Origin of the sequence: Amycolatopsis sp. cmx-11-32, assembly GCF_047608695.1 — a bacterium.
Taxonomy (GTDB): domain Bacteria; phylum Actinomycetota; class Actinomycetes; order Mycobacteriales; family Pseudonocardiaceae; genus Amycolatopsis.
The window spans coordinates 363138-383629 of record NZ_JADNQN010000001.1; the positions used below are offsets into that span (position 1 = coordinate 363138).

Sequence of the window (20492 nt, forward strand, 5' to 3'; positions counted from 1 at the left end):
GGGCCAGGAAAACGAAACGGGGCCGGCCCACGAAACGTGGACCGGCCCCGTGACAGCCGAACTACTTCACCGCGTCCAGAGCGTTGACGCGGCCGTGGCCGTAGTACGAGTTGTCCTTCGCCGGGCCTTCACAGACCGGCGCGGCGGTGCCGCAAGCGACCGTGTCGGCCTGGTGCTCCAGCAGCCAGGTCAGCAGCTGCGGCGGAGCGTGGCGGTAGCGGGAGGCGAGCAGCGCGGCGACACCGGCGGCGTGCGGGGACGCCATCGAGGTACCGCACTTGGTGCCGTAGGCGCCGTTGAAGATCGTTGACAGCGGGCAACCGGCGCCCTGGCCGGTCGGCGGCAGCTGGGCGCGGTCGCCGCCGGGAGCGGTGACCGAAACGTCGTTACCGTAGTTGCTGTACGACGACTTCGAGCCCGCGTAGCCGATGGCTGAGACGTTGACGACGCCGTCGATGGCCTTGGGCAGGATGCCGCAGCTCTCGTCGACCGGGTGCGGCCGGTTCGGGTCGACGGTCTGCTTGTCCGGGTCGAAACCGCTGTTGCCGGCGGCGGCGACGTTCAGCACGCCACGGCCGGTCGAGTGGACCACCGCGCGGCGGACGGCCTCGTACGCGGCCGCGTCACCCGGCTCCTTCGAGCAGTAGAACATGCCCGGGTCGATGTAGTAGCTGTTGTTCGTGACCGGGAAACGGTGCTTCGCGGCCCACATGAACCCGCACACGGCGGCTTCGGGAAGGATCATGCCGTCGTCGTTGACGACCTTGACCGACGCCAGCTTGACGCCGGGCGCGACGCCGGTGAAGCCGCGCGCGGCGTCCTTGCCCGCGATCGTGCCGGCGACGTGCGTGCCGTGGTCGGAGTTCGTCGGCGCCCAGGAGGCGGGCGTGGTGTCGGGCGCGCCCGTGTTGCAGCCGGCGGACACCTTCGGGTCCAGTGCGTTCTTCAGCGCGGGGTGGGTGGGCTCGATACCCGAGTCCAGCACGCCGACGGTCACCGAACGGCTGCCACCGGAGACCTTGTTCGCCTCGGGAGCCTGGATCGCCCGCATGTCCCACTGCTGGGCCGACAGGTCCTCGTCGACGGCGACGCTGGTGGTCTCTTCGCTTTCCTTGGTGTCGACCACGGCGGATCGGGTCGACCGGGACGAGGCCGCGGGCGGGAACGCCACGTCCCGGCCGCCCGAGTAGGCACGGTAGACGCCGATCTTCGCCTGGAAGTCGGCGTTGCGCGAGGTCGCCACCGCGACCCCGATCTCCGGGTAGTACGCCACCTTCTCGCCGCACTTCGCGCGCAGCTCGATGTCGACCTTGCGCTCCGGGGTACGCGGGTCGTAAAGCACCACGTAAGTGAACGGCGCGCTCGCGGTGTCGCACTGCGGCGCGGGCGCGGCGCTCGCCGACGGGGCCGCGAACACACTTCCCGCCGCCGCCGCGGCGAGCGCGGGGACGAGCAGGCGTCTGATCCGGGACATTCAACCTCCATGATTCGGTGGAGTGAACGTTAGGGAGCCAGAGCCGGACTCGCCACCGTCAAAAGGACGACAAACCCCATCGATCAGGCGTCAGCCTTTTCCGTGTCCCGTGACTTGGCGCCACGAAGCGTGCGCAGACCGATCAGGCCGATGATGGTGCCGAGCACGAACGAGACGACCGTCAGCACCGCGTGCACGATGAAGTAGGCGGTGGGCGAGCCGTCGGCGGCCCAGGCGCGATCGCTGTCCCAGAGGTTCTTGGCGAACGTGATCCAGATGATCCACGACCACACGCCGAAACCCAGCAGGAACATCGAAGTACCTCGCGAAATGCGCATGCCCCTGAGTATGAACCGAGCCCGGCGACGCTACATTGCTCGGGTGCACAGCGCTATCTCCCGGTCGCTCATGGTCCTCGTTTCCGGTGTGCTCGCCCTCGCGGTGACGCCGGTGGCCACAGCCGCTCCGAAGCCACCAGCCCAGGCGCAGCCGTGCGCGAACAAGACGACGCCTCCCGCGCCGATCGACACCTCCGAGAAGCCGCGCCCCGGCGAGGTCGCGCCAGAGCCGTTGCCGGTCCCGCCGGTGCCGGTGGGCGGCGAACGGATGGCCGAATGCGGGCTCGTGCTCCCGAAGCGCGCGCTGAACCCGCCCGAGGGGTCCACCGCCGCGTCCTGGGTGCTGCAGGACCTCGAAACCGGCGACATCATCGCGGCGAAGGATCCGCACGCCCGTCAGCGGCCGGCGTCGCTGATCAAGACCCTGCTCGGGCTGGTCGTGGTCACCGAACTGCCGCCGGGCAAGGTCATCACCCCGACCAAGGAGGACGCCGAGCAGGAGTGCACCTGTGTCGGCATCGTCGCCGGTGGCCAGTACACAGTGGACCAACTGCTGCACGGGCTGCTGATGCACTCCGGCAACGACGCGGCTCACGCGCTCTCCACCGTGCTCGGCGGCGTCGACGCCGCGGTCACCAAGATGAACGCTTTGGCCGCCCGCGTCGGCGCCACGGACACGCGGGCCGCGACACCGTCCGGGCTCGACGGGCCGGGGATGTCGACCTCGGCCTACGACATGAGCCTGATCTTCCACCACGCGATGAAGCAGCCGGAATTCGCGCGGGTGGTCAAGACCAAGAGCTTCGAAATCCCGCCCACCGGCGGAAAACCGGTCATCACGATCTACAACGACAACAGGCTCCTCGGCGTCTATCCCGGGTTCCTCGGCGGAAAGACCGGCTTCACCGACGACTCGCGCCACACCTACGTCGGCGGCGCGCTCCAGAACGGCCACCGGGTCGCGGTCGTGATGCTTCGCGCCGAGCAGCGCCCGACGCGGGTCACCGAGCAGGCCGCGAAGCTCCTTGATTACGGCATCGCGTTGCGAGAAGCGAAGGCGGAATCGGTCGGGCGGATCGACTACAAACCGGCGGAAACCGTGGAGCCGGGCCCGGCCAAGGCCGCGCCGAACGCCGACGGTACGTCGAACAGTGGCGCCGCCGCCGCGGCCGAAGACCCGTTCGGGACGGTTGGCTGGATCATCACGCTGATCGTCTTCCTGATCATCGTGGCCTGTTTCGTCATCGGTCACCAGCGCAAGAAAGCGATGGCAGACCACTAGGCAAGCCCGGAACCGCGAACCGGCCGACAGTGGCGGCTCCGGCCGCTACTCTGCTGTCTCCGCTTGCGAACCGTTCGGGGGACGGCCGCGGATGTCGTCCGCAAGAGCCGCAGCCGGCCGGTAGTCAGGATTTTCGGCGGCCGAACCAGCCCAACAGCGCACCGGTCGCGAAAGCTCCGCCGACGGCCGCGGTGCCCAGCCCTTGCTGAACGGTCACCCTCGGGTGAATGGACACGGGGGCAGGCGGCTCGATGACCGTCGACATGTTCTCCTTCGCCGTCGCGGTCCACGCGGTGACGAACAGCAGGAAGCGCGAAACGAGATTCGCGAAGACGAGCAGACCGATCACCGGTCCGAACAACGTGAACGCTGGTGATTTCGTGACGCTACCGAGGTAAAGGGTCGCGCCCTGCTGGAGCACGATGAACCCGACAGCGGCGAAGATCGCGCCCTTGACCGCGCTGCGCAGCGCGACGTGCTCACGAGGCAGCCTCGCGATGACCCAGAGGAACACCAGCGTGTTCGCGAGCAGGCCGAGCAGGATCGTCGCGACCTTGAGCAGCAACACCGCCCAGCTCTGGTTTTCCAAGCCGACGAGTTCGAGTAGGAACCGCCCGATCCCGCTGCCCGCGGCGGTGAGGCCGAACGAGATCACCAGCGCGAGGCCCAGCCCGACCAGTGACAACAGGTCCTTGATGGTCGTCGAAACCAGCGGCAGCTGCTGCTTTTCCTGGCCCCATTGGGCGGTCAGCGCGTCGCGCAGGTTCGTCATCCAGCCGACGCCGGAGTACAGCGCGAGCACCAGGCCGAACACCCCGATGCCGCCGCCGGACTTCAGTGCCGCGCCGACGATGCCGCCGACCAGGTCGCGCAGGCCGTCGGGCACCGACTTGTTGATGCCGTCGGTGATCTGGTTGAGCACCGTCTGATCGCCGGCGACCACCATCCCGATGACCGCGAAGGCGACCATCAGGATCGGGATCACCGAAAGCACGCTGAAGTAGGTGATGGCCGCGGCGTAGTGGTTGCCGTAGCGCTCGGTGAAGGCGTCGTTCGCCCGGATGAGGTGATCGAGCCAGCCGTATTTCCGCCTCAAGCGCGGTATCAGCTTGTCCTCGTCCGGCTTCGCGCCGTCATCTTTCGCCACCTGTCGACGCTAACCACGTCTACCGCGGCTCGCAGCGCGAATCAGCCCGCCGGGGGAAGGAAACCGATGTTCTCGTAGACGTTCCGCAAAGTCACCGAGGCGACTTCCCGTGCCCGCTGCGCGCCGAGGGCCAGCGCCTTGTCGAGCTCGGCGACGTCATCCAAATAGGACTGGACGCGCTCCTGCACCGGGGTGACCCAGTCGACGAACGCCTCGGCGACGCCCTTCTTCAGATCGCCGTAACCCTTGCCCTCAAAGGTGGTTTCGAGTTCGGCGACCGGCTGGTCGGTCAGCGCGGAGAGGATCGTCAGCAGGTTGGAGACACCCGGTTTGTTCTCGGTGTCGAAGACGATCTCGCGGCCGGTGTCGGTGACCGCCGAGCGAACCTTCTTCGCCGACTTCTTCGGGTCTTCGAGCAGTTCGATGAGGCCGTTGCCGGTCGACGAGGACTTGCTCATCTTCGCGGTCGGTTCCTGCAGGTCGTAGATCTTCGCCGTGTCCTTGACGATATGCGGCTCCGGCACCGTGAACGTCTTGCCATAGCGGTTGTTGAACCGCTGCGCGAGGTTGCGCGTCAGCTCCAGGTGCTGCCGCTGGTCCTCGCCGACGGGGACCTCGTTCGCCTGGTACAGCAGGATGTCCGCGGCCTGCAGGACCGGGTAGGTGAACAGGCCGACGCTGGCGCGATCCGTGCCCTGCTTCGCGGCCTTGTCCTTGAACTGCGTCATCCGGCTCGCCTCGCCGAACCCCGTCTGGCACTCCAGCACCCAGCCCAGCTGGGCGTGCTCGGGCACCTGGCTCTGGACGAACAGCGCGCTGCGGGCCGGGTCGACGCCGAGCGCGAGCAACTGCGCGGCCGAGCGGCGCGTGCGGTCCCGCAGCACCTTCGGGTCCTGCTCGACGGTGATCGCGTGCAGGTCGACGACCATGTAGAAGGTGTCGTGGGTGTCCTGCAGCCGCACCCATTGCCGCAGCGCACCCAGGTAGTTGCCAAGGTGGAACGAGTCGGCGGTCGGCTGGATCCCGGAGAGCACCCGCGGGCGCTTCAGTTCGTCGGACACGCCCGGATTCTGTCAGGCCACGCCGTGGCGGGTCATCCGAGGTGGCCCCGGCCGAAAGATGTAAACGGTTAACCGCCACATACTTCCGACGGTTCTGGGCGCGGTGTCCGGTTCCTAGCGTTCATGGCACCGGATCTTCCGGCCACACCGAAGGAGAACCCAGATGAAGGCACGATCCCTACTGATGGGCATGGCCATGGCGGCCGCGGCCGTCTTCTCGCTTTCCGGCGTCGCGGCGGCGGCCGAGCCCACCGGAGGCGTCCAGCCGAACATCGTCGGCGGCGGCAACGCGACCCAGGTCTACTCGTTCATGGCGTCCCAGCAGTCGAGCGGCGGCGGGCACCAATGTGGTGGCTCACTGATCAGCTCGACCTGGGTGGTCACCGCGAAGCACTGTGGCACGCCGTACCAGGTGCGCGTCGGCACCACGAACCGCACCAGCGGCGGCACCGTTGCCCGCGTGGCCCAGCGGATCGCCCACCCGAGCGCCGACCTGGCGCTGCTGCGCCTCTCGACGGCGGTGTCGCAGGCGCCGGTCACGATCGCCGACACGTCCGGGGCCGTCGGCACCGCGACGCGGATCATCGGCTGGGGCCAGACCTGCGCCCCGCAGGGCGCCTGTGGTGCCCCGATCACCCTGCAGGAACTGAACACCTCGATCGTCGCCGACAACCGCTGTCTCGGGATCAGCGGCGCGAGCGAGATCTGCACCAACAACCCCGGTGGGAACAAGGGCGCCTGCTACGGCGACTCGGGCGGCCCGCAGGTCAAGCAGGTCAACGGTGTCTGGCAGCTGGTCGGCGCCACCAGCCGCGCCGGGAACAACAGCAGCACCTGTGCGACCGGGCCGTCGATCTACGTGGACGTCCCCTACTTCCGCAACTGGATCCGCACCAACTCCGGAGTCTGATCCGGCCCCCGCGTCGCCCCACCGTCCCCTGGGGCGACGCGGTCCCAGCCTGTTCAGCAAGGAACCGGGTGGAAGTTCGAAGAGCCGCTCCAGCAGCGCGACCGCCTTCAGGGAGTCGCACCGCTCGGGGCGGCTTCTTCCGGTCCGCCAGTAGCTCAAGGTCGCGACACTGACCCGCACGCCCTGCTGGGCGAGCCGGTGCCGGATCCGGTCGAGTCCGAGACCGCTGTCGGTGATCGCCCGGTCCAAAGCACGCGGGAAGGGATCACCGGGCCGGCTGCGACGCCGCGTCACCGTCATGGACCTGAGCGTGGCGATCAGCGGGCGGCTAAACAATCCGGGCCGGACTAGGTGTCCCTACCCAAGAAATCCGACACGTCACGTTTCGCGGGCTAAGTGCGATCTGCCCGGTCCCGCCGCCGACCCGCGTTTAGCGGGCAAACTGCGATCCGGCGCCCAGGGACACCCTCGCGAGCGATGTCGACTTCAGCGGGCAAACTGCGATCCGACCGGGCCGGCGCCAGGGCGACTTCAGCGGGCAAACCGCGATCCCTGGGGCGGGTCGCGTTTAGCGGGCTAAACGCGATCTGGGGAGGGAAGGCGCAGGTCAGGGGAGCCGCGGGCGGGTGAGGGCGTCGCCCTTGGCGAGCACCGCCTCTGCCATCGCGGCGACGTCCGGGGCGGCGGGCTGGATCGGGGTGGCGACAGCGGGGCCGCCCGCGACGACGCGGGCCTTCCGGCGCTGACGCAACACACCCAAGGCCATGCCGACGATGCCGAGCGCGACAGCGATCAGGCCGACCGGGCCCAAGAGACCGAACGCCATCTCCGAACGCGAAGTCGACTCCGCGGCCGAGGCCGGGCCGGCGCCCGCGACGAGCAGGGCGACCGGGATCGCGACGACCGCCGCGGCTCTGGCCGCGGGCAGGGCCGACCGCATCAGGAGATGAACTGGGTTCCGCACCGGAGTGCCTCCCGTGAGGTGACATTGCTGAACCGGAACGCTAACCCGAACGAGTGAGCATTTCCAGGTTGCTGGTCAAAAAACTACCGAGCGTGTCAAGACCTGTGGGTTCTGATCAACTCGACCCGAGAATAGCCCCTCACAGGGGGGATCTTTCGAGCACCCCTCTTCTCAGAGTTGTCGTGGCCGGAAACGGTTTCTGACCGAACAGGACACGGGTTAGGCCATTCGGATGTCACCACAGAGCCGAACAGGCACGATCCGACTTTCCTCGGTTGGTTTCTTGTCCGCAATGGTCTATACCTGTTGGCCATACCTTTAAAAGGTATAGACCAATATCCCTGCATGGTCCCCTCGTACGAAGGAGCCACCGATGTCTCTTCGACGTATTCTCGCGGCGGTCGCCGCCACCTTCGCCGCCACCACGGTCGCCGTGGTCGTCCCGGCCCAGTCCGCCTCCGCGGCGGACTGCGTGGCGCCTTGGAAGGCGAGTTCGGTCTACCGGGGCGGCAACACCGCCTCCCACAACGGGCACAACTGGTCCGCGAAGTGGTGGACGCAGAACGAAACACCCGGCTCGGCGCAGGTCTGGGCCGATCAGGGTGCCTGCGGTGGCGGCTCGCAGAACCCGTCCGATTTCGTGGTCAGCGAAGCCCAGTTCAATCAGATGTTCCCGAACAGGAACCCCTTCTACACCTACAACGGCCTGGTCACCGCCCTCAGCGCATACCCGGCCTTCGCAGGCACCGGCAGTGACATTGTCAAGAAGCAGGAAGCGGCGGCCTTCCTGGCGAACGTCAACCACGAGACCGGCGGCCTGGTCCACATCGTCGAGCAGAACCAGGCCAACTACCCGCACTACTGCGACACGAGCCAGTCTTACGGCTGCCCGGCGGGTAACGCCGCGTACTACGGTCGTGGCCCGATCCAGCTGAGCTGGAACTTCAACTACAAGGCCGCAGGCGACGCGCTGGGCCTGCCGCTGCTGACCAACCCGTGGCTGGTGCAGAACGACGCGGCAGTCGCCTGGAAGACCGGCATCTGGTACTGGATGACCCAGAACGGCCCTGGCACGATGACCCCGCACAACGCGATGGTCAACAGCCGCGGCTTCGGCGAGACCATCCGCAGCATCAACGGCAGTCTCGAGTGCAACGGCGGCAACCCCGGCCAGGTGCAGAGCCGCGTGAGCAAGTACAAGCAGTTCACCGGCATCCTCGGCGTCGACCCCGGGGGCAACCTGTCCTGCTGATCCGTCCAGGGGACTGAAGGGGCCCTTCGCCGCACTTGACGCGGCGAGGGCCCCTTCGTCATTCAAGAGCGCCGAGCAGTCGACGCAGTGAGGCGTCCAGAACGTCAAGGTCGTCACCGAGCGGCGACAGCAGCTTCGCAACATTCGCGGCGTGGTCGGTCATCGCGGCGTCGACGACTTCGAACCCGCGTTCGGTCAGCGTGACCCGAAAGCTGCGCCGGTCCTCCGGGTCGAGGGCGCGCTCGACCAGTCCCGCCGACTCGAGTCTGTCGATCCGGCTGGTCATCCCGGCCCTGGACATCATCAGCGTCGCGGACAGCTCGGACGGGATGAGCGTGTACGGCTTCCCTGACCGCCTGAGCGCCGCGAGAACGTCGAACTCCCCTTGCTTCAAGCCGTGTTTCGAACACGGCCTCCACCATCGGCGTCGTCAGCGTCACCACGCGGCCGAGGCGCCCGGCGACCCCGATCGCGGCCAAGTCCAGTTCCGGCCGCTCCTGCCGCCAAGCGCCGACCACCGCGTCGGTCGCGTCGGCGTTTTGCTCGTCATTCACCACGACATCCTATTCGACAGGAGATAGTTTGGCAGCTAACTATCAGCAGTGGAACTATCTTGAGCAGCCGATGCCGAGACCGTCGGCGCGGACGGCGCGGCGCCGCACTACCACACCGGCTCCTCCGAGATGTTCTTCGTACTCGGCGGAAAGCTGGAAGTCCTTGTGGGAGAGGAGATCGTCACCGTTTCCGAAGGCGACCTGCTCGTCGTCCCGCCACTGACCACCCACGCGTTCCGCGCGGCCGTCGGCTCTCCGGCGGATGTGCTGATCGTGTTCATTCCCGGCGCGGAACGGTTCGGCTACTTCCGCCTGCTGGAGAAGGTCGGCCATGGCAAGGCGACTGTTCAGGATCTCTTGGACAGCCAAGAAGAATTCGACAACCACTTCGTCGAGAGTCCAGTGTGGACGGAGACGGCGAAGGCTCGTCAGTAGCCGCGCGGCGGGTATCCCTGCGGTGGGTACTGGGGTGGCGGGTACTGCGGCGGATACCCGTACTGCGGCGGGGGCGGGTACTGCTGCGGATACCCGGGATTCTGCGGCGGATACGGCTGCGGCGGGTACTGGGGCTGTGGCGGGGGTGGCGCGGCAGGCTGCCCGCCACCGAGGTGGAACGGCAACAGCGGCACCAGTTGCGCGAGCCTGCCCAGCGTCGCGAGTATGTCGTCCGGTTTGATCCGGCCGAACGTCGGATTCTCGACGTAGACCAGTTCCGGCCCCACCAACGACCAGGTGTGCAGCTTCAACGACCGCATCGTGGCGGCGACCTGCGGCGTGAGTACCTGGATCGCGACGTTCGGATCCGTGTCGATCAGCTTGTACCAGCGGTTGAACTTCCGGTCCGCGGTGGCGGGCTCCGGGTATCGCTCGACGTCCCAGGCGGATTCGATGCTCGACACGATCTGGAAGTTCGGCATCGACGCGGGCAGGGTGACCACCCAGACCGAGTCGATCGAGAGCGTGTCGAGCTCGTTGACCTTCTTGTTGGTCCACCGCGTGTGGACGCTTGTGACCGTCGGACGGCGGTGGTAGTCGAAGACGCTGAACCGAAGCCCGTTGTACGCGCCGTTCAGCGCGCCGAACGCCATCCGCTTGTCGCCGCGCTGGTTGAACGGCAGCACCGTCCAGCGCTCCAGGAGGTTCGGTGCGTCCGGACTGAACTCCCACCCGTACTGACCGGACATCTGGTAGCGCTCGGCGTTCGTCGCCTCGACGCGCCGGGCCTCGTTCGTCTCCATGATCGCTCGGGCTAACCGGAATACGTCGCCGTCACCGGCGCGTGGTCGGACCAGCGCTGGTCATAGGACTCGGCACGCTCGACCACGACGGAGGTGCACCGCTCGGCAAGACCAGGGGTGGCGATCTGGCAGTCGATGCGCCAGCCCGAGTCGTTGTCGAACGCCTTCCCGCGGTACGACCACCACGTGTACGGGCCGGGGCCTTCCGGGGCGAGTTTGCGCTGCACGTCGACATAACCGGCCTCGGTGAACACGCGGCCGAGCCATTCCCGCTCCTCCGGCAGGAAACCCGAGCTCTTCTGGTTCCCGCGCCAGTTCTTCAGGTCGGTCTTCTCGTAGGCGATGTTCCAGTCGCCCACGACCACGACCTCACGGCCACCGGCCTCGGCCTTGGCGCGCAGGTCGACGAGGTACGGCAGGAACGCCGCCATGAAGCGTTCCTTCTCGTCCTGGCGCGGGGTCCCGACGTCACCGCTGGGCAGGTACAGGCTCGCGACCACGACATTCGGCAAGTGGATCTCGGCGTAACGGCCGCTGTCCTCGAATTCGGGCTCGCCGAAGCCGATGCGGACCTCGTCCGGCTCGGCCCGGCTGAAGAGCATGACGCCGTTGCGCCCCTTCTGCGCGGACGGCGCGTGCACCACGTGCCAGCCTTCGGGCGCGGCGGCACCGGCCGGCAGCTCCTTGAGCTCGGCCCGGACCTCCTGGCAGGCGACGACGTCGGCCTTGGTGGAGCCGAGCCACTCGACGAAGCCCTTTTTCGCGGCGGCACGGAGGCCGTTGACATTCACTGTGGAGACGGTCAGCACTCTTCGAACGCTACCCGGAGGGTCCGACAGAACCGTCAGGGGTTGAGCCGCGCGGAGAGGAGGTGCGGAAGGAGTTCAGCGGCGAGGTGCCGGCGGCCGAGGAAGGCGCCCACTTGCGTTTAGCGGGCTTAACGCGATCCCACAGGTCATGGGCCACACTGGGAGCCTACGACCGGGGCCGCGTACTGGGCGGAGACCCACTTGCCCTCGGCGATCTTGCGGAAACCGTTCTCGACCACCGGCTGCGCGTCGATCTTCGCGTCCTTGTTGTACTTGCCGACGATCTTCTGCCCGCCGGGGGTGTCGCGCGCGTTGAGCACGTCGGCGGTCACCACGACCTGGCAACCGGTGGGGCTCGAAGCGCTCGACTCCCTGTCTTGTCCCGAGATGGCGACGACGACGATCAGCGCCGCGCCGGCGCCGAGGAACAAGACCGGTTTCGAGATGGCCATGATGGTCACTCCTCGAACAAGGGAATCGTTTTCTGCCTCGACCAGAGTGGCAGAAGCCGGGGCGGTCGCCCAGATCCCGGATTGCCAACCACCCGGAGGCGCCAACCCTGAACGGTGGCGTACTACCCACCGTCACAACGCCGGGCCGAAGAACGTGAAGGCCCCCTCCGCAAGAGAGGGGGCCTTCGCGTATTCGAAGCGAAACTCAGCCCTGGGAGATCTTCTTGGCCAGGTTCTCGTCCAGCGTCGCGAGGAACTCCTCGGTGGTCTGGAACGGCTGGTCCTTGCTGATCAGCAGCGCGAGGTCCTTGGTCATCTTGCCGCTCTCGACGGTTTCGACGACGACCTGCTCCAGCTTGTTCGCGAACCCGATCAGCTCCGGGTTCGAGTCCAGCTTGCCGCGGTGCTCGAGGCCACGGGTCCACGCGTAGATGGACGCGATCGGGTTGGTCGAGGTCGGCTTGCCCTGCTGGTGCTGGCGGTAGTGCCGGGTCACCGTGCCGTGCGCGGCCTCGGCCTCGACGGTCTTGCCGTCCGGGGTGCGCAGCACCGAGGTCATCAGACCCAGCGAGCCGAAGCCCTGCGCGACCGTGTCGGACTGCACGTCACCGTCGTAGTTCTTGCAGGCCCAGACGTAGCCGCCCTCCCACTTCATCGCCGCGGCGACCATGTCGTCGATCAGGCGGTGCTCGTAGAAGATGCCCTTGGCATCGAAGTCGGCCTTGAACTCGGCCTGGTAGATCTCCTCGAACACGTCCTTGAACATGCCGTCGTAGGCCTTGAGGATGGTGTTCTTGGTCGACATGTAGACCGGGTACTCACGGTCGAGGCCGTACTGCAGCGAGGCGCGCGCGAAGTCCTCGATGGACTTGCGGTAGTTGTACATCCCCATGGCGACGCCGCCGCCCTCGGGGAACTTCGCGACCTCGAACTCCATCGGCTCGGAGCCGTCGTCCGGGGTGTAGCTGATGGTCAGCGTGCCGGGACCGGGGACCTTGAAGTTGGTCGCCTTGTACTGGTCACCGTGCGCGTGACGGCCGATGATGATCGGTTTGGTCCAGCCCGGCACCAGGCGCGGGATGTTCTGGATGACGATCGGCTCGCGGAAGATCACGCCGCCGAGGATGTTGCGGATCGTGCCGTTGGGCGAGAGCCACATCTTCTTCAGGCCGAACTCTTCGACACGCGCCTCGTCCGGCGTGATCGTGGCGCACTTGACGCCGACGCCGTGCTTCTTGATCGCGTTCGCCGAGTCGACGGTGATCTGGTCGTCGGTGCGGTCCCGCTCCTCGATGCCCAGGTCGTAGTACTCGAGGTTGAGGTCCAGGTAGGGGTGGACCAGTTTGTCCTTGATGAACTGCCAAATGATGCGGGTCATCTCATCGCCGTCGAGCTCGACGACGGTGCCCTGGACCTTGATCTTGGCCATGAGCAGCGGTGCTCCTTCCGCGGATCTTCGCGTTCTTCTTGAGTCTCTCCGGTAGCGGTACAAGCGTACTGCTTAACGGTCCTGGATGGTTCCAGTAGTGGTCGGTATCAAGTCTCCACGAGGCCGATGTGGCCGACGTCACCCGGTCGGACGACGGCCATCCGGCCGTCACGCGACCCGCGGAGACCGCGACATCATCGAACCGCACTCCTCAGCCTGCCACCGGAAAGGGCGGTCCCCATGTCCACCAACCCCTACGCTGTACCGCCACACGAGCAGCCACCCGCACCGGAGCCGTACCTCCAGCCTAAGCAAAGCAGCCGCGCCGTGCCTCGCGTGCTCAGCGGGGTCGGCGGGGTGCTGCTCACGCCGGTCGCGCTCGGCCTGGTGATCTACGGCGGCACGCGGCTGCAACGGTCGCTTTCGCAGGGCTTCACCGTCAGCGGCGACCCTCTCGGCCTGTTCTTGCTGATTCTCGGTGGCGTTCTCCTGCTCGGCGTCGCGCTCCTCGGCGCGCTGTCCGGGCTCGGTCCGGTGATCGGCGGGCTGGTCTGGGGCGTGCTGCCCGGGCTGAGCGTCTTCTTGGGCCCGAGGAGCCTCATGAACGTCATGTACGACATCGGTGGGCGGGAGCTCGGCGTCGGCCTGGTGACCTGGCTGGTCATGGGCGCCCTGATCGGCTGCGGGTTCCTTCTGGTCGGGGCCGGCCTGGTCGGCACCCTGACCCGCCGGCGGCCGGGAGCGCGTTTAGCGGGCTAAACGCGCTCCCGGCGAGATCGATGTGAACCGTCCGGGTCTCCCGTCCGTAGTCCGGTTAAGGGAGGTGGCCCGCCCATGTCATCGCACCGGTACGTCGCGGAGTACGACGACGAGGACTACCAGGAGTACGGCGAGTACGAACAGCAACCGAAAGACCCGCGAAGGCCCTACGAGGACATCGAGTCGTACGAACCGTACGAGCCGCCTTACGAAGACGACCTGGGCGCCGAAGACACCCGCGCGGGCCGAGGCGCGCGTCGCGCCCTCAGCGGAGCGGGCGGGCTGATCCTGACGCCGGTCGCCCTCGGCCTGCTGGCTTGGGGCGGCCTGCGGCAGCAGATGCTCGTCCAGGCGACGCTCAGCACCCAGCGTGACGCTTTCGGCATCGGACTGCTCGTGGGCGGCGGGATCCTGCTGCTGGCGGTCGGGCTGCTCGGCGCGCTCTCGGCCACCGGCCCGATCCTCGGTGGCCTCGTCTGGGGCATCGCACCCGGCGTGGCCGCCGCCGCGGTCCCGGAATGGGGCTTCCGCCTGGTGAAGTACCTGCCGCAGAACGACGTCACCTACGGCGTCACGAGCTGGCTGTTCATCGGCGGGTTGCTCGGCACGGGCTTCCTCCTGGTCGGCGCGGGCCTCGCGTCGAGACTCGCCCGGCGGCGCCGCTGAGGAGGCTGAGACCATCGGCGCATGGGATTGTTCACCGTTCCTGAAGCCCGCGCCGAACTCGCCCGGCTACGCCCCGCGCTCGACGAGCTCGTCCGCCTCCGCGCCGACGCGGCCGAACTCGCCGCGGCCCTGCGCCCGGGAGGCCGGGAGACCGCGCTCGGCGGGATGCCGGAGTGGAAGGCCGCGCAGGCCCGGCTGGACGATCTGATGACCACCGTCCAGCGGACGGGCGCGGAGCTGAAGGGGTTCGCCCCGCTCCTGATCGACTTCCCCGCCGAACTCGATGGCGTCGACGTCCTGCTCTGCTGGCTCGAAGGTGACCCGGAACTGTGCTGGTACCACCGCACCGACCTGGGCTTCGCGGGGCGCCGTCGCCTCCCGGACACCGCCGTGGTCGTGCGCGAGGAGATCGCGGCGGGCCTCTTCGACGGTGTCGCCGCGCACTACGACGAAGACGCCTTTCACGGCCTCGTCGCCGACGCGCTTGTCGACGGCCTCGGCCGCACAGCTCCCGAACGCGTTCTCGACGTCGCGACCGGGACCGGCGTGGCCGCGTTCGCCGCGCTGCGCCTGAAGCCGGGTGAAGTGCTCGCGATCGACATCTCGCCGGGCATGATCGCCCAAGCCGAGACGAAGGCGGCGACACGAGACCCCGGCAGGCTCATCACCTGGCAGGTCGCTTCGGCGGTGCCGTCGCCGGTGGAGGACGAAGGCGCGGATGTCGTGTTGTGCGCGTCCTCGCTGCACTTCCTCGGCGCGGCCGCGCTCCGCGACTGGCTGCGTGCCCTGCGTCCCGGCGGCCGAGTGGGCTTCAGCCTGCCGCTGGCGTCGGCGTTCCGGCCGTCGGAGGCGTTCGCCGCGATCGTCCCCACCGACCTGAAGCTCCCGGAAACCGAGTACGACGCGGCCGGACTCGCCGCCGAAGCGGGCTTCACCGAGGTGACCGTGAAGCGCCTCGAGGTCGAGTCCGAGGACAGAATCCGGTCAGTGTTCGTGGTGCACGCGACCAAACCCTGACCCCTGCACCTGAGCGCAGAGCGGCACGCACGACGGGCTCGGGGTGGTTCGCGAACGACCAGACTTGCGCGCCGCCTCTCAGATCAGATCACAAGGGCACGAGGACCCGTCGTTCGATCGGGCTGGACATGACGATCGACGTCGTCGTGGTGCCCAGTGTGGACAGGTCTTCGAGAAGATCTTCCAGGTGGGAGGTGTCGCGGACGGCGATCTTGAGGATCCAGCAGTCCTCCCCGACGACGTGGTGCAGTTCGAGGATCTCCGGGCGGTCCATGATCTTCCGCGTGCGCGGATGCCGGACGGTGAACCCGCTGTGCGGTGCCATCCGCACGAACGCCCGCAGCCCGAGGCCGATCCCGGACGGCGAGACGAGTGCCGCGTAGCCGGTGATCGTGCCGTCGGCTTCGAGGCGTTTGACGCGTTCGCCGACGGCGGCCGGGCTCAGTGAGACGCGGCGCCCGAGTTCACTCAGGGTGATGCGGCCTTCCTCCTGGAGGAGTTCGAGGAGTCGCTTGTCGATCACGTCAAGTGAGCTTTCAGCGAAACCATGTTTTGACCGAGTTTCTTTCCGTGATTCCGCCGAATCGCCCATGTTCTACCCTTCAAACACCCGTGCTGCCACCGTAACACTGGTCGACATGAAGAAAGTGCTCGTTCTGGGTGGAAGCCGGTACTTCGGCCGCGGGGTGGTCGAGCGGCTGCGCGACGCCGGACTGGACGTCACCGTGGTCAACCGCGGCTCCACCCCGGCGCCGTCCGGCGTCGCTCACCTGATCGCCGACCGCGACGACGAATCGGGCCTGAAGGCCGCGCTGGGTTCCCGTTCCTTCGACGTCGTGCTCGACCAGGTCTGCTACACCCCGGTCCAGGCGGACATCGCGCGCCGCGTCATCCACGCGGGCCGGTACGTGATGACGTCCACGATCGCGGTCTACGACCGGATCCGGACGCACACCCCGATGGCCGAATCGCTGGTCTCGCGTTCCCCCGTCGACTTCGAACTTCCTTGGCACGACGAGGATTTCCTCGAAGCTCACTACGGCGACGGCAAGCGGCAAGCCGAGGCGGTCTTCGAAGCCGGAGACGTGCCGTTCGCTTCCGTGCGGGTCGCGCACGTCCTCGGCGGTGACGATTTCACCGGGCGGCTGCGGCATTACGTCGAACGGCTGGACGCGGGTGAAGCCGTCGCGATCCACGCGGCACCGCGGCCATCGACGTTCATCCACGAGCGGGAGATCGCGGACTTCCTGGCCTTGGCCACGCGAGCGGACTTCACGGGTCCGATCAACGCCGGTTCGCACGGCGAGCTGTCCGCGGTGGGCCTCGCCGCCGCGATCACCGCCGAGCCCCGGTTCCGGATCGTCGAGCGGGACGCGTCGCCGTACTCCTTCGACCGGTACGCCGTCCTGGACACCACCCGCGCGACCGACCTCGGTTTTTCCTTCTCCACCACCACCGATTGGCTCGGCGAAGCCGTCGAAGAAATCCGAAAGGCAGCTTGAGCATGCGCTACCGCAGCATCGGCGACATCGAAGTGAGCGCGATCGGACTGGGCGCGATGCCGTTGTCGATCGAGGGCCGCCCGGACCCCGAACGCGCCATCGCCACCGTCCACGCCGCGCTCGACGCCGGGGTCACGCTGATCGACACGGCGGACTCCTACCACTGGCACGCGGGCGAAACGGGGCACAACGAGATGCTGATCGCCGACGCGCTGGCCACCTACGGCGGTGGCTCGGACGCAGTTCTCGTCGCGACCAAGGGCGGCCGTGGCAGGCCCGGTGACGGCTCGTGGACCGTCACCGGGACGCCCACGCACCTCAAGAACGCCTGCGAGGGCTCACTGAGCCGACTCGGCGTCGAGGCGATCGGGCTCTACCAGTTGCACAAGCCCGACGAGCACGTGCCGTGGGCGGAGTCCGTCGGCGCGATCAAGGAACTGGCCGACGAAGGCAAGATCCGGCTCGCCGGAGTGTCCAATGTGTCCAGTGCGCAGATCCTCGAAGCCAGGGAAATCCTCGGCGAAAAGCTGGTTTCGGTGCAGAACGAACACTCGCCCGCCCACTTGGCGCACGAACCGGAACTGGCACTGTGCACGGAACTCGGGCTCGCCTACCTGCCGTGGGGTCCGCTGAGCGGGATCGGCGGGGAATTCCTTGCCGTGGCCGAAAATCATGGTGTCAGCCCGCAACGGGTGTGCCTGGCCTGGCTGCTCGCGAAGTCACCGTCGATGATCGCGATCCCGGGTTCGACACGGCCGGCGACGATCCGTGATTCGGCGGCCGCCGCCGAACTCGTGCTCACCGCCGAGGACCTGGCTCGCCTGCCGTGATCAGGCGCTGGCCACCAGCGTGACGCCGAGGGCGATCATCGTCGCGGCGACCAGGCCGTCCAGTACCCGCCACGACGACGGCTTGCGGAAGAACCCGCTGAGCAGCCTCGCGCCGAAGCCGAGTACGAGGAACCAGAGCACGCTGGCCGACACCGCACCGACGCCGAACGCCCACCGGCCGCCGCCGTGCCCCGCCGCGATCGCACCGAGCAGAAGCAATGTGTCGAGGTAGACGTGCGGATTCAGCCAGGTGATCGCCAGTGTGGTCAGCACGATGCGGCGCAGCGACCCGCCGGTCTCCGGATTCCCGGTTTCCAGTGCCGCCGGCTTGAACGCGCGACGGGCCGCGAGAGCGCCGTAGCAGAGCAGAAAGGCGCCGCCGACCAGGGCGGCGATGGTCAGCGCTTCGGGCGAGGTCCCTACCAGCGCGCCGACTCCCCCGACGCCGAGACTGACCAGGATGACGTCCGAGACGATGCAGATCAGCACCACCACGGGCACCGCTTCGCGCCGGATGCCCTGACGCAGCACGAAGGCGTTCTGTGCGCCGATCGCGACGATGAGGGCCATGGTGGCGCCGAACCCGGCTGCCGCGCTGAACAGGACGTTTCCCATAGAGAAAACACTACGAAGCCAATCGTCAACAGTACAGCTAAAGATTCTTACGTAAGATTAGCGCTTGTGATGACAGACTTGCCCCTCGACCTGGTCCGCACGCTGCTGGCGGTCGCCGACGAAGGCACGTTCGACGCGGCTGCCTCGGCCCTGCACGTGACGCCGTCGGCGATCAGCCAGCGCGTCAAGGCACTAGAACAGCGCACCGGCCGGGTCCTGCTGATCCGCGCGAAACCGGTGCGCCTGACCGAATCCGGGCAGGCGGTCGTGCGCTTCGGTCGTCAACTGGCCTTGCTGGAGGCCGACGCCCGGGCCGAACTCGGCCTGACCGCGGGCGACGAACCGGTCCGGCTGCCGATCGCGGTGAACGCCGATTCGCTGGCGACGTGGTTTCTGCCGGCACTCACGCGGGTGCCGCCCGAGCAGAAGATCTGCTTCGAACTGCACCGCGAGGATCAGGACCACACCACGACCCTGCTGCGCGAGGGTCTGGCGATGGCGGCCGTGACGTCGTCGCCGGAACCGGTCGCGGGCTGTTCGGTGCACCGGCTCGGGCACATGCGCTACCTGGCCGTCGTGAGCCCTCGCCTCGGGACAGACCTCGATCTCGCCGAAGCGCCTGTCGTCGTCTTCGACCGCCGTGACGACCTTCAGGACCGCTTCGCTCGCGAACGCGGCACGATCGCGAGTCCGCTACGGCACTACGTCCCCTCCTCCGAAGGGTTCTTCGACGCCGTCGCGGCCGGGATGGGCTGGGGCATGGTGCCGCTCGCGCAGATCGGCGACCGCCTGCGCGACGGGCGGTTCACCTGTCTCGATCCGGACCACCCGATCGACGTACCGCTGTTCTGGCAGCAGTGGAAACTCGACTCCCCCGCGCTGGCGGCGGTGTCGGCCGCCGTCACCGCCGCGGCCGCGGATCTGCTGGTCGACCCACACGGATGAGGACGCGCACCGCGGCGCGTTCGTGAGATCCTGGGCGCATGACGCGCGCATTGCACCTGGTCGGGGACGAGGAAGCGGACCGGCTGCTGACCGAAGACCCGTTCGCGCTGCTCGTCGGGATGCTCCTCGACCAGCAGTTCCCGATGGAACACGCGTTCCGGGGCCCGCAGAAGATCGCGGACCGGATGGACGGTTTCGACATCAAGAAGATCCACGCGATGGACGCCGAGACCTTCGTCGAACTCTGTGTCGTCCCGCCCGCGATCCACCGCTACGGCGGTTCGATGGCCCGGCGGGTGAAGGACCTCGCCGAGCACGTCGTCGACCGCTACGACGGCGACGCCGCCGGAATCTGGACCGCCGGGCGGCCCAAGCCGGACGGCCCCGAGGTCCTCAAGCGACTCAAGGCGCTGCCCGGTTTCGGCGACCAGAAGGCCGCGATCTTCCTCGCACTGCTCGGCAAGCAGCTCGGCGTGCAGCCCAAGGGCTGGCGCGCGGCCACCGGCTCGTACGGCGACCGTGGCTCCCGGCGTTCGATCGCCGACGTCGTCGACACGAAGACCCTAGGCGAGGTGCGGGCGTTCAAGAAGGCGGCGAAGGCCGCTGCCAAGGCTCCGGAGAAGTAGCTACTTCTTCGCGGCTCCCGGCCACGGTCCCGGCGTCTCGGCGGGCAGTTCGGCCTGCTCGACTCCGGTCCGGAACAGCCGGAAGCCACGTGCCTGATAGTTCTTGAGCGCGGCCGGGCCGTCCGTGGTGCAGGTGTGGACCGTCACGCGGCCCGTCGCCGTCTTGCCTGGCCAGCGCTCCGCGAGCGCCCACGCCTCCCGCAGCGCGATGGTCAGCAGGTGCCCGCCGATGCCCTTTCCGACGAAGGACGACATCAGGCCGAAGTACGCGAGTTCCACTTCGTTGTCTGCACTGCCGTCGAGTTCGAAGAAGCCACACGGCGTCCCTTGCGCGTACGCGACCCACGTCTCGACGCCCGGCCTGTCCAGCCACTCGACCCACTGAGTCCACGTCCAGCCCAGCCTGTCGATCCAGAACCAGTCGCCGCCGACGGCGGTGTAGAGGTACCGGTTCAGCTCAGGGCTGACCAGCTCGGCGCGGGTGACCGTCACCGGGACGGCGGGCGGTTTCGCCGCGCTCAGGTCGTCCGGCGAGGTCTGTTCGAGGTGCCAGGTCGTGATCTCCATGCGGGGATCATTTCAGTACGATTCCGTCCAGCACGTCCACCGCGGCCGGGTACGG

23 protein-coding genes and 1 pseudogene are annotated in these 20492 nt (G+C 67.8%); 11 read left to right on the plus strand and 13 right to left on the minus strand.

Translation table 11 applies throughout. The annotated features are described in order from the left end of the window. Nucleotides 1–61: 61 nt before the first annotated feature. Nucleotides 62–1474, minus strand: a complete 1413-nt coding sequence (locus ACM6LR_RS01760) for a S8 family peptidase (protein WP_414935804.1) — start codon at nt 1472–1474, stop codon at nt 62–64. Between the two features lie 83 nt (nt 1475–1557). Beyond that, entirely contained in the window at nt 1558–1812 is a 255-nt protein-coding gene (locus tag ACM6LR_RS01765) for an SCO4848 family membrane protein (RefSeq protein WP_414935805.1), read from the minus strand. Nucleotides 1813–1855: 43 nt separating this feature from the next. Between ACM6LR_RS01765 and ACM6LR_RS01770 the strand changes: the two genes are divergently transcribed. Beyond that, on the plus strand, nt 1856–3094 hold the full coding sequence (locus tag ACM6LR_RS01770; protein ID WP_414935806.1) for a D-alanyl-D-alanine carboxypeptidase family protein: 1239 nt from the start codon (nt 1856–1858) through the stop codon (nt 3092–3094). Nucleotides 3095–3218: 124 nt separating this feature from the next. On the opposite strand, the gene ACM6LR_RS01775 is transcribed toward ACM6LR_RS01770, so the two are convergent. After that, nucleotides 3219–4241 carry a YhjD/YihY/BrkB family envelope integrity protein gene (locus ACM6LR_RS01775; protein WP_414935807.1) on the minus strand — a complete coding sequence of 341 codons (1023 nt, stop codon included), beginning with the start codon at nt 4239–4241 and terminating at the stop codon, nt 3219–3221. A gap of 41 nt (nt 4242–4282) precedes the next feature. Then, entirely contained in the window at nt 4283–5302 is a 1020-nt protein-coding gene (trpS, locus tag ACM6LR_RS01780; protein ID WP_414935808.1) for a tryptophan--tRNA ligase, read from the minus strand. A gap of 163 nt (nt 5303–5465) precedes the next feature. Here trpS and ACM6LR_RS01785 point away from each other — a divergent pair, with 163 nt between their 5' ends. Further along, the gene (locus ACM6LR_RS01785; RefSeq protein WP_414935809.1) at nt 5466–6212 is read left to right on the plus strand and encodes a S1 family peptidase; all 747 of its coding nucleotides are present in this window, start codon (nt 5466–5468) and stop codon (nt 6210–6212) included. 607 nt (nt 6213–6819) lie between these two features. On the opposite strand, the gene ACM6LR_RS01790 is transcribed toward ACM6LR_RS01785, so the two are convergent. Continuing rightward, nucleotides 6820–7152, minus strand: coding sequence for a hypothetical protein (locus ACM6LR_RS01790; RefSeq protein ID WP_414937056.1), 333 nt, complete (start codon nt 7150–7152; stop codon nt 6820–6822). A 397-nt stretch (nt 7153–7549) separates the two neighbouring features. Here ACM6LR_RS01790 and ACM6LR_RS01795 point away from each other — a divergent pair, with 397 nt between their 5' ends. After that, a complete protein-coding gene (locus tag ACM6LR_RS01795; RefSeq protein WP_414935810.1) occupies nt 7550–8428 on the plus strand; it encodes a glycoside hydrolase family 19 protein in 879 nt (292 codons plus the stop codon). Nucleotides 8429–8486: 58 nt separating this feature from the next. Here the strand turns inward: ACM6LR_RS01795 and ACM6LR_RS01800 are convergent, their stop codons facing one another. Further along, complete coding sequence (locus ACM6LR_RS01800) at nt 8487–8822, minus strand: MarR family winged helix-turn-helix transcriptional regulator (RefSeq protein WP_414943034.1); 336 nt, start codon at nt 8820–8822, stop codon at nt 8487–8489. Between the two features lie 256 nt (nt 8823–9078). Between ACM6LR_RS01800 and ACM6LR_RS01805 the strand changes: the two are divergent. Further along, nucleotides 9079–9417 (plus strand): annotated as a pseudogene (locus ACM6LR_RS01805) (cupin domain-containing protein); the annotation flags it as partial. Here the strand turns inward: ACM6LR_RS01805 and ACM6LR_RS01810 are convergent. The 4 genes from ACM6LR_RS01810 to ACM6LR_RS01825 form a co-directional block, all read right to left on the minus strand. After that, a complete protein-coding gene (locus ACM6LR_RS01810; RefSeq protein ID WP_414943035.1) occupies nt 9411–10220 on the minus strand; it encodes a hypothetical protein in 810 nt (269 codons plus the stop codon). The pseudogene ACM6LR_RS01805 and the gene ACM6LR_RS01810 overlap by 7 nt on opposite strands. A gap of 11 nt (nt 10221–10231) precedes the next feature. Then, nucleotides 10232–11029, minus strand: coding sequence for an exodeoxyribonuclease III (locus ACM6LR_RS01815; RefSeq protein ID WP_414935813.1), 798 nt, complete (start codon nt 11027–11029; stop codon nt 10232–10234). Nucleotides 11030–11175: 146 nt separating this feature from the next. Next, complete coding sequence (locus ACM6LR_RS01820; RefSeq protein ID WP_414935814.1) at nt 11176–11481, minus strand: SH3 domain-containing protein; 306 nt, start codon at nt 11479–11481, stop codon at nt 11176–11178. A 205-nt stretch (nt 11482–11686) separates the two neighbouring features. Next, nucleotides 11687–12910: an NADP-dependent isocitrate dehydrogenase gene (locus tag ACM6LR_RS01825; protein ID WP_414935815.1), complete on the minus strand. Its 1224-nt coding sequence runs from the start codon at nt 12908–12910 to the stop codon at nt 11687–11689. 240 nt (nt 12911–13150) lie between these two features. Here ACM6LR_RS01825 and ACM6LR_RS01830 point away from each other — a divergent pair, with 240 nt between their 5' ends. From ACM6LR_RS01830 to ACM6LR_RS01840, 3 genes are all read left to right on the plus strand, one after another. Then, complete coding sequence (locus ACM6LR_RS01830; RefSeq protein ID WP_414943036.1) at nt 13151–13669, plus strand: hypothetical protein; 519 nt, start codon at nt 13151–13153, stop codon at nt 13667–13669. A 75-nt stretch (nt 13670–13744) separates the two neighbouring features. Then, nucleotides 13745–14335 (plus strand): hypothetical protein, encoded by a 591-nt coding sequence (locus tag ACM6LR_RS01835; protein ID WP_414935817.1) that lies wholly within the window; start codon nt 13745–13747, stop codon nt 14333–14335. Nucleotides 14336–14356: 21 nt separating this feature from the next. After that, on the plus strand, nt 14357–15352 hold the full coding sequence (locus ACM6LR_RS01840) for a DUF2203 family protein (protein ID WP_414935818.1): 996 nt from the start codon (nt 14357–14359) through the stop codon (nt 15350–15352). Nucleotides 15353–15440: 88 nt separating this feature from the next. Here ACM6LR_RS01840 and ACM6LR_RS01845 read toward each other — a convergent pair whose 3' ends face one another. Continuing rightward, nucleotides 15441–15875, minus strand: coding sequence for an Lrp/AsnC family transcriptional regulator (locus ACM6LR_RS01845; RefSeq protein WP_414935819.1), 435 nt, complete (start codon nt 15873–15875; stop codon nt 15441–15443). A 115-nt stretch (nt 15876–15990) separates the two neighbouring features. Here ACM6LR_RS01845 and ACM6LR_RS01850 point away from each other — a divergent pair, with 115 nt between their 5' ends. After that, nucleotides 15991–16854 carry an NAD-dependent epimerase/dehydratase family protein gene (locus tag ACM6LR_RS01850; RefSeq protein WP_414943037.1) on the plus strand — a complete coding sequence of 288 codons (864 nt, stop codon included), beginning with the start codon at nt 15991–15993 and terminating at the stop codon, nt 16852–16854. Between the two features lie 2 nt (nt 16855–16856). Continuing rightward, nucleotides 16857–17684, plus strand: coding sequence for an aldo/keto reductase (locus ACM6LR_RS01855; RefSeq protein WP_414935821.1), 828 nt, complete (start codon nt 16857–16859; stop codon nt 17682–17684). Here ACM6LR_RS01855 and ACM6LR_RS01860 read toward each other — a convergent pair whose 3' ends face one another. Next, nucleotides 17685–18299 carry a LysE/ArgO family amino acid transporter gene (locus ACM6LR_RS01860; protein WP_414935822.1) on the minus strand — a complete coding sequence of 205 codons (615 nt, stop codon included), beginning with the start codon at nt 18297–18299 and terminating at the stop codon, nt 17685–17687. A gap of 66 nt (nt 18300–18365) precedes the next feature. Between ACM6LR_RS01860 and ACM6LR_RS01865 the strand changes: the two genes are divergently transcribed. Continuing rightward, nucleotides 18366–19244, plus strand: a complete 879-nt coding sequence (locus tag ACM6LR_RS01865) for a LysR family transcriptional regulator ArgP (protein WP_414935823.1) — start codon at nt 18366–18368, stop codon at nt 19242–19244. Nucleotides 19245–19282: 38 nt separating this feature from the next. After that, nucleotides 19283–19870, plus strand: a complete 588-nt coding sequence (locus ACM6LR_RS01870; protein ID WP_414935824.1) for an HhH-GPD-type base excision DNA repair protein — start codon at nt 19283–19285, stop codon at nt 19868–19870. Here the strand turns inward: ACM6LR_RS01870 and ACM6LR_RS01875 are convergent, their stop codons facing one another. Beyond that, complete coding sequence (locus ACM6LR_RS01875; protein WP_414943038.1) at nt 19871–20437, minus strand: GNAT family N-acetyltransferase; 567 nt, start codon at nt 20435–20437, stop codon at nt 19871–19873. Nucleotides 20438–20492 lie beyond the last annotated feature (55 nt).

What these genes read in the sequence shown, in the direction of transcription:
- ACM6LR_RS01760 (WP_414935804.1), bottom strand. Translation starts at nt 1,474, where the DNA reads ATGTCCCGGATCAGACGCCTGCTCGTCCCCGCGCTCGCCGCGGCGGCG.
- ACM6LR_RS01765 (WP_414935805.1), bottom strand. Translation starts at nt 1,812, where the DNA reads ATGCGCATTTCGCGAGGTACTTCGATGTTCCTGCTGGGTTTCGGCGTG.
- ACM6LR_RS01785 (WP_414935809.1), top strand. Translation starts at nt 5,466, where the DNA reads ATGAAGGCACGATCCCTACTGATGGGCATGGCCATGGCGGCCGCGGCC.
- ACM6LR_RS01790 (WP_414937056.1), bottom strand. Translation starts at nt 7,152, where the DNA reads ATGCGGTCGGCCCTGCCCGCGGCCAGAGCCGCGGCGGTCGTCGCGATC.
- ACM6LR_RS01795 (WP_414935810.1), top strand. Translation starts at nt 7,550, where the DNA reads ATGTCTCTTCGACGTATTCTCGCGGCGGTCGCCGCCACCTTCGCCGCC.
- ACM6LR_RS01810 (WP_414943035.1), bottom strand. Translation starts at nt 10,220, where the DNA reads ATGGAGACGAACGAGGCCCGGCGCGTCGAGGCGACGAACGCCGAGCGC.
- ACM6LR_RS01820 (WP_414935814.1), bottom strand. Translation starts at nt 11,481, where the DNA reads ATGGCCATCTCGAAACCGGTCTTGTTCCTCGGCGCCGGCGCGGCGCTG.
- ACM6LR_RS01825 (WP_414935815.1), bottom strand. Translation starts at nt 12,910, where the DNA reads ATGGCCAAGATCAAGGTCCAGGGCACCGTCGTCGAGCTCGACGGCGAT.
- ACM6LR_RS01830 (WP_414943036.1), top strand. Translation starts at nt 13,151, where the DNA reads ATGTCCACCAACCCCTACGCTGTACCGCCACACGAGCAGCCACCCGCA.
- ACM6LR_RS01835 (WP_414935817.1), top strand. Translation starts at nt 13,745, where the DNA reads ATGTCATCGCACCGGTACGTCGCGGAGTACGACGACGAGGACTACCAG.
- ACM6LR_RS01840 (WP_414935818.1), top strand. Translation starts at nt 14,357, where the DNA reads ATGGGATTGTTCACCGTTCCTGAAGCCCGCGCCGAACTCGCCCGGCTA.
- ACM6LR_RS01850 (WP_414943037.1), top strand. Translation starts at nt 15,991, where the DNA reads ATGAAGAAAGTGCTCGTTCTGGGTGGAAGCCGGTACTTCGGCCGCGGG.
- ACM6LR_RS01855 (WP_414935821.1), top strand. Translation starts at nt 16,857, where the DNA reads ATGCGCTACCGCAGCATCGGCGACATCGAAGTGAGCGCGATCGGACTG.
- ACM6LR_RS01860 (WP_414935822.1), bottom strand. Translation starts at nt 18,299, where the DNA reads ATGGGAAACGTCCTGTTCAGCGCGGCAGCCGGGTTCGGCGCCACCATG.
- ACM6LR_RS01870 (WP_414935824.1), top strand. Translation starts at nt 19,283, where the DNA reads ATGACGCGCGCATTGCACCTGGTCGGGGACGAGGAAGCGGACCGGCTG.
- ACM6LR_RS01875 (WP_414943038.1), bottom strand. Translation starts at nt 20,437, where the DNA reads ATGGAGATCACGACCTGGCACCTCGAACAGACCTCGCCGGACGACCTG.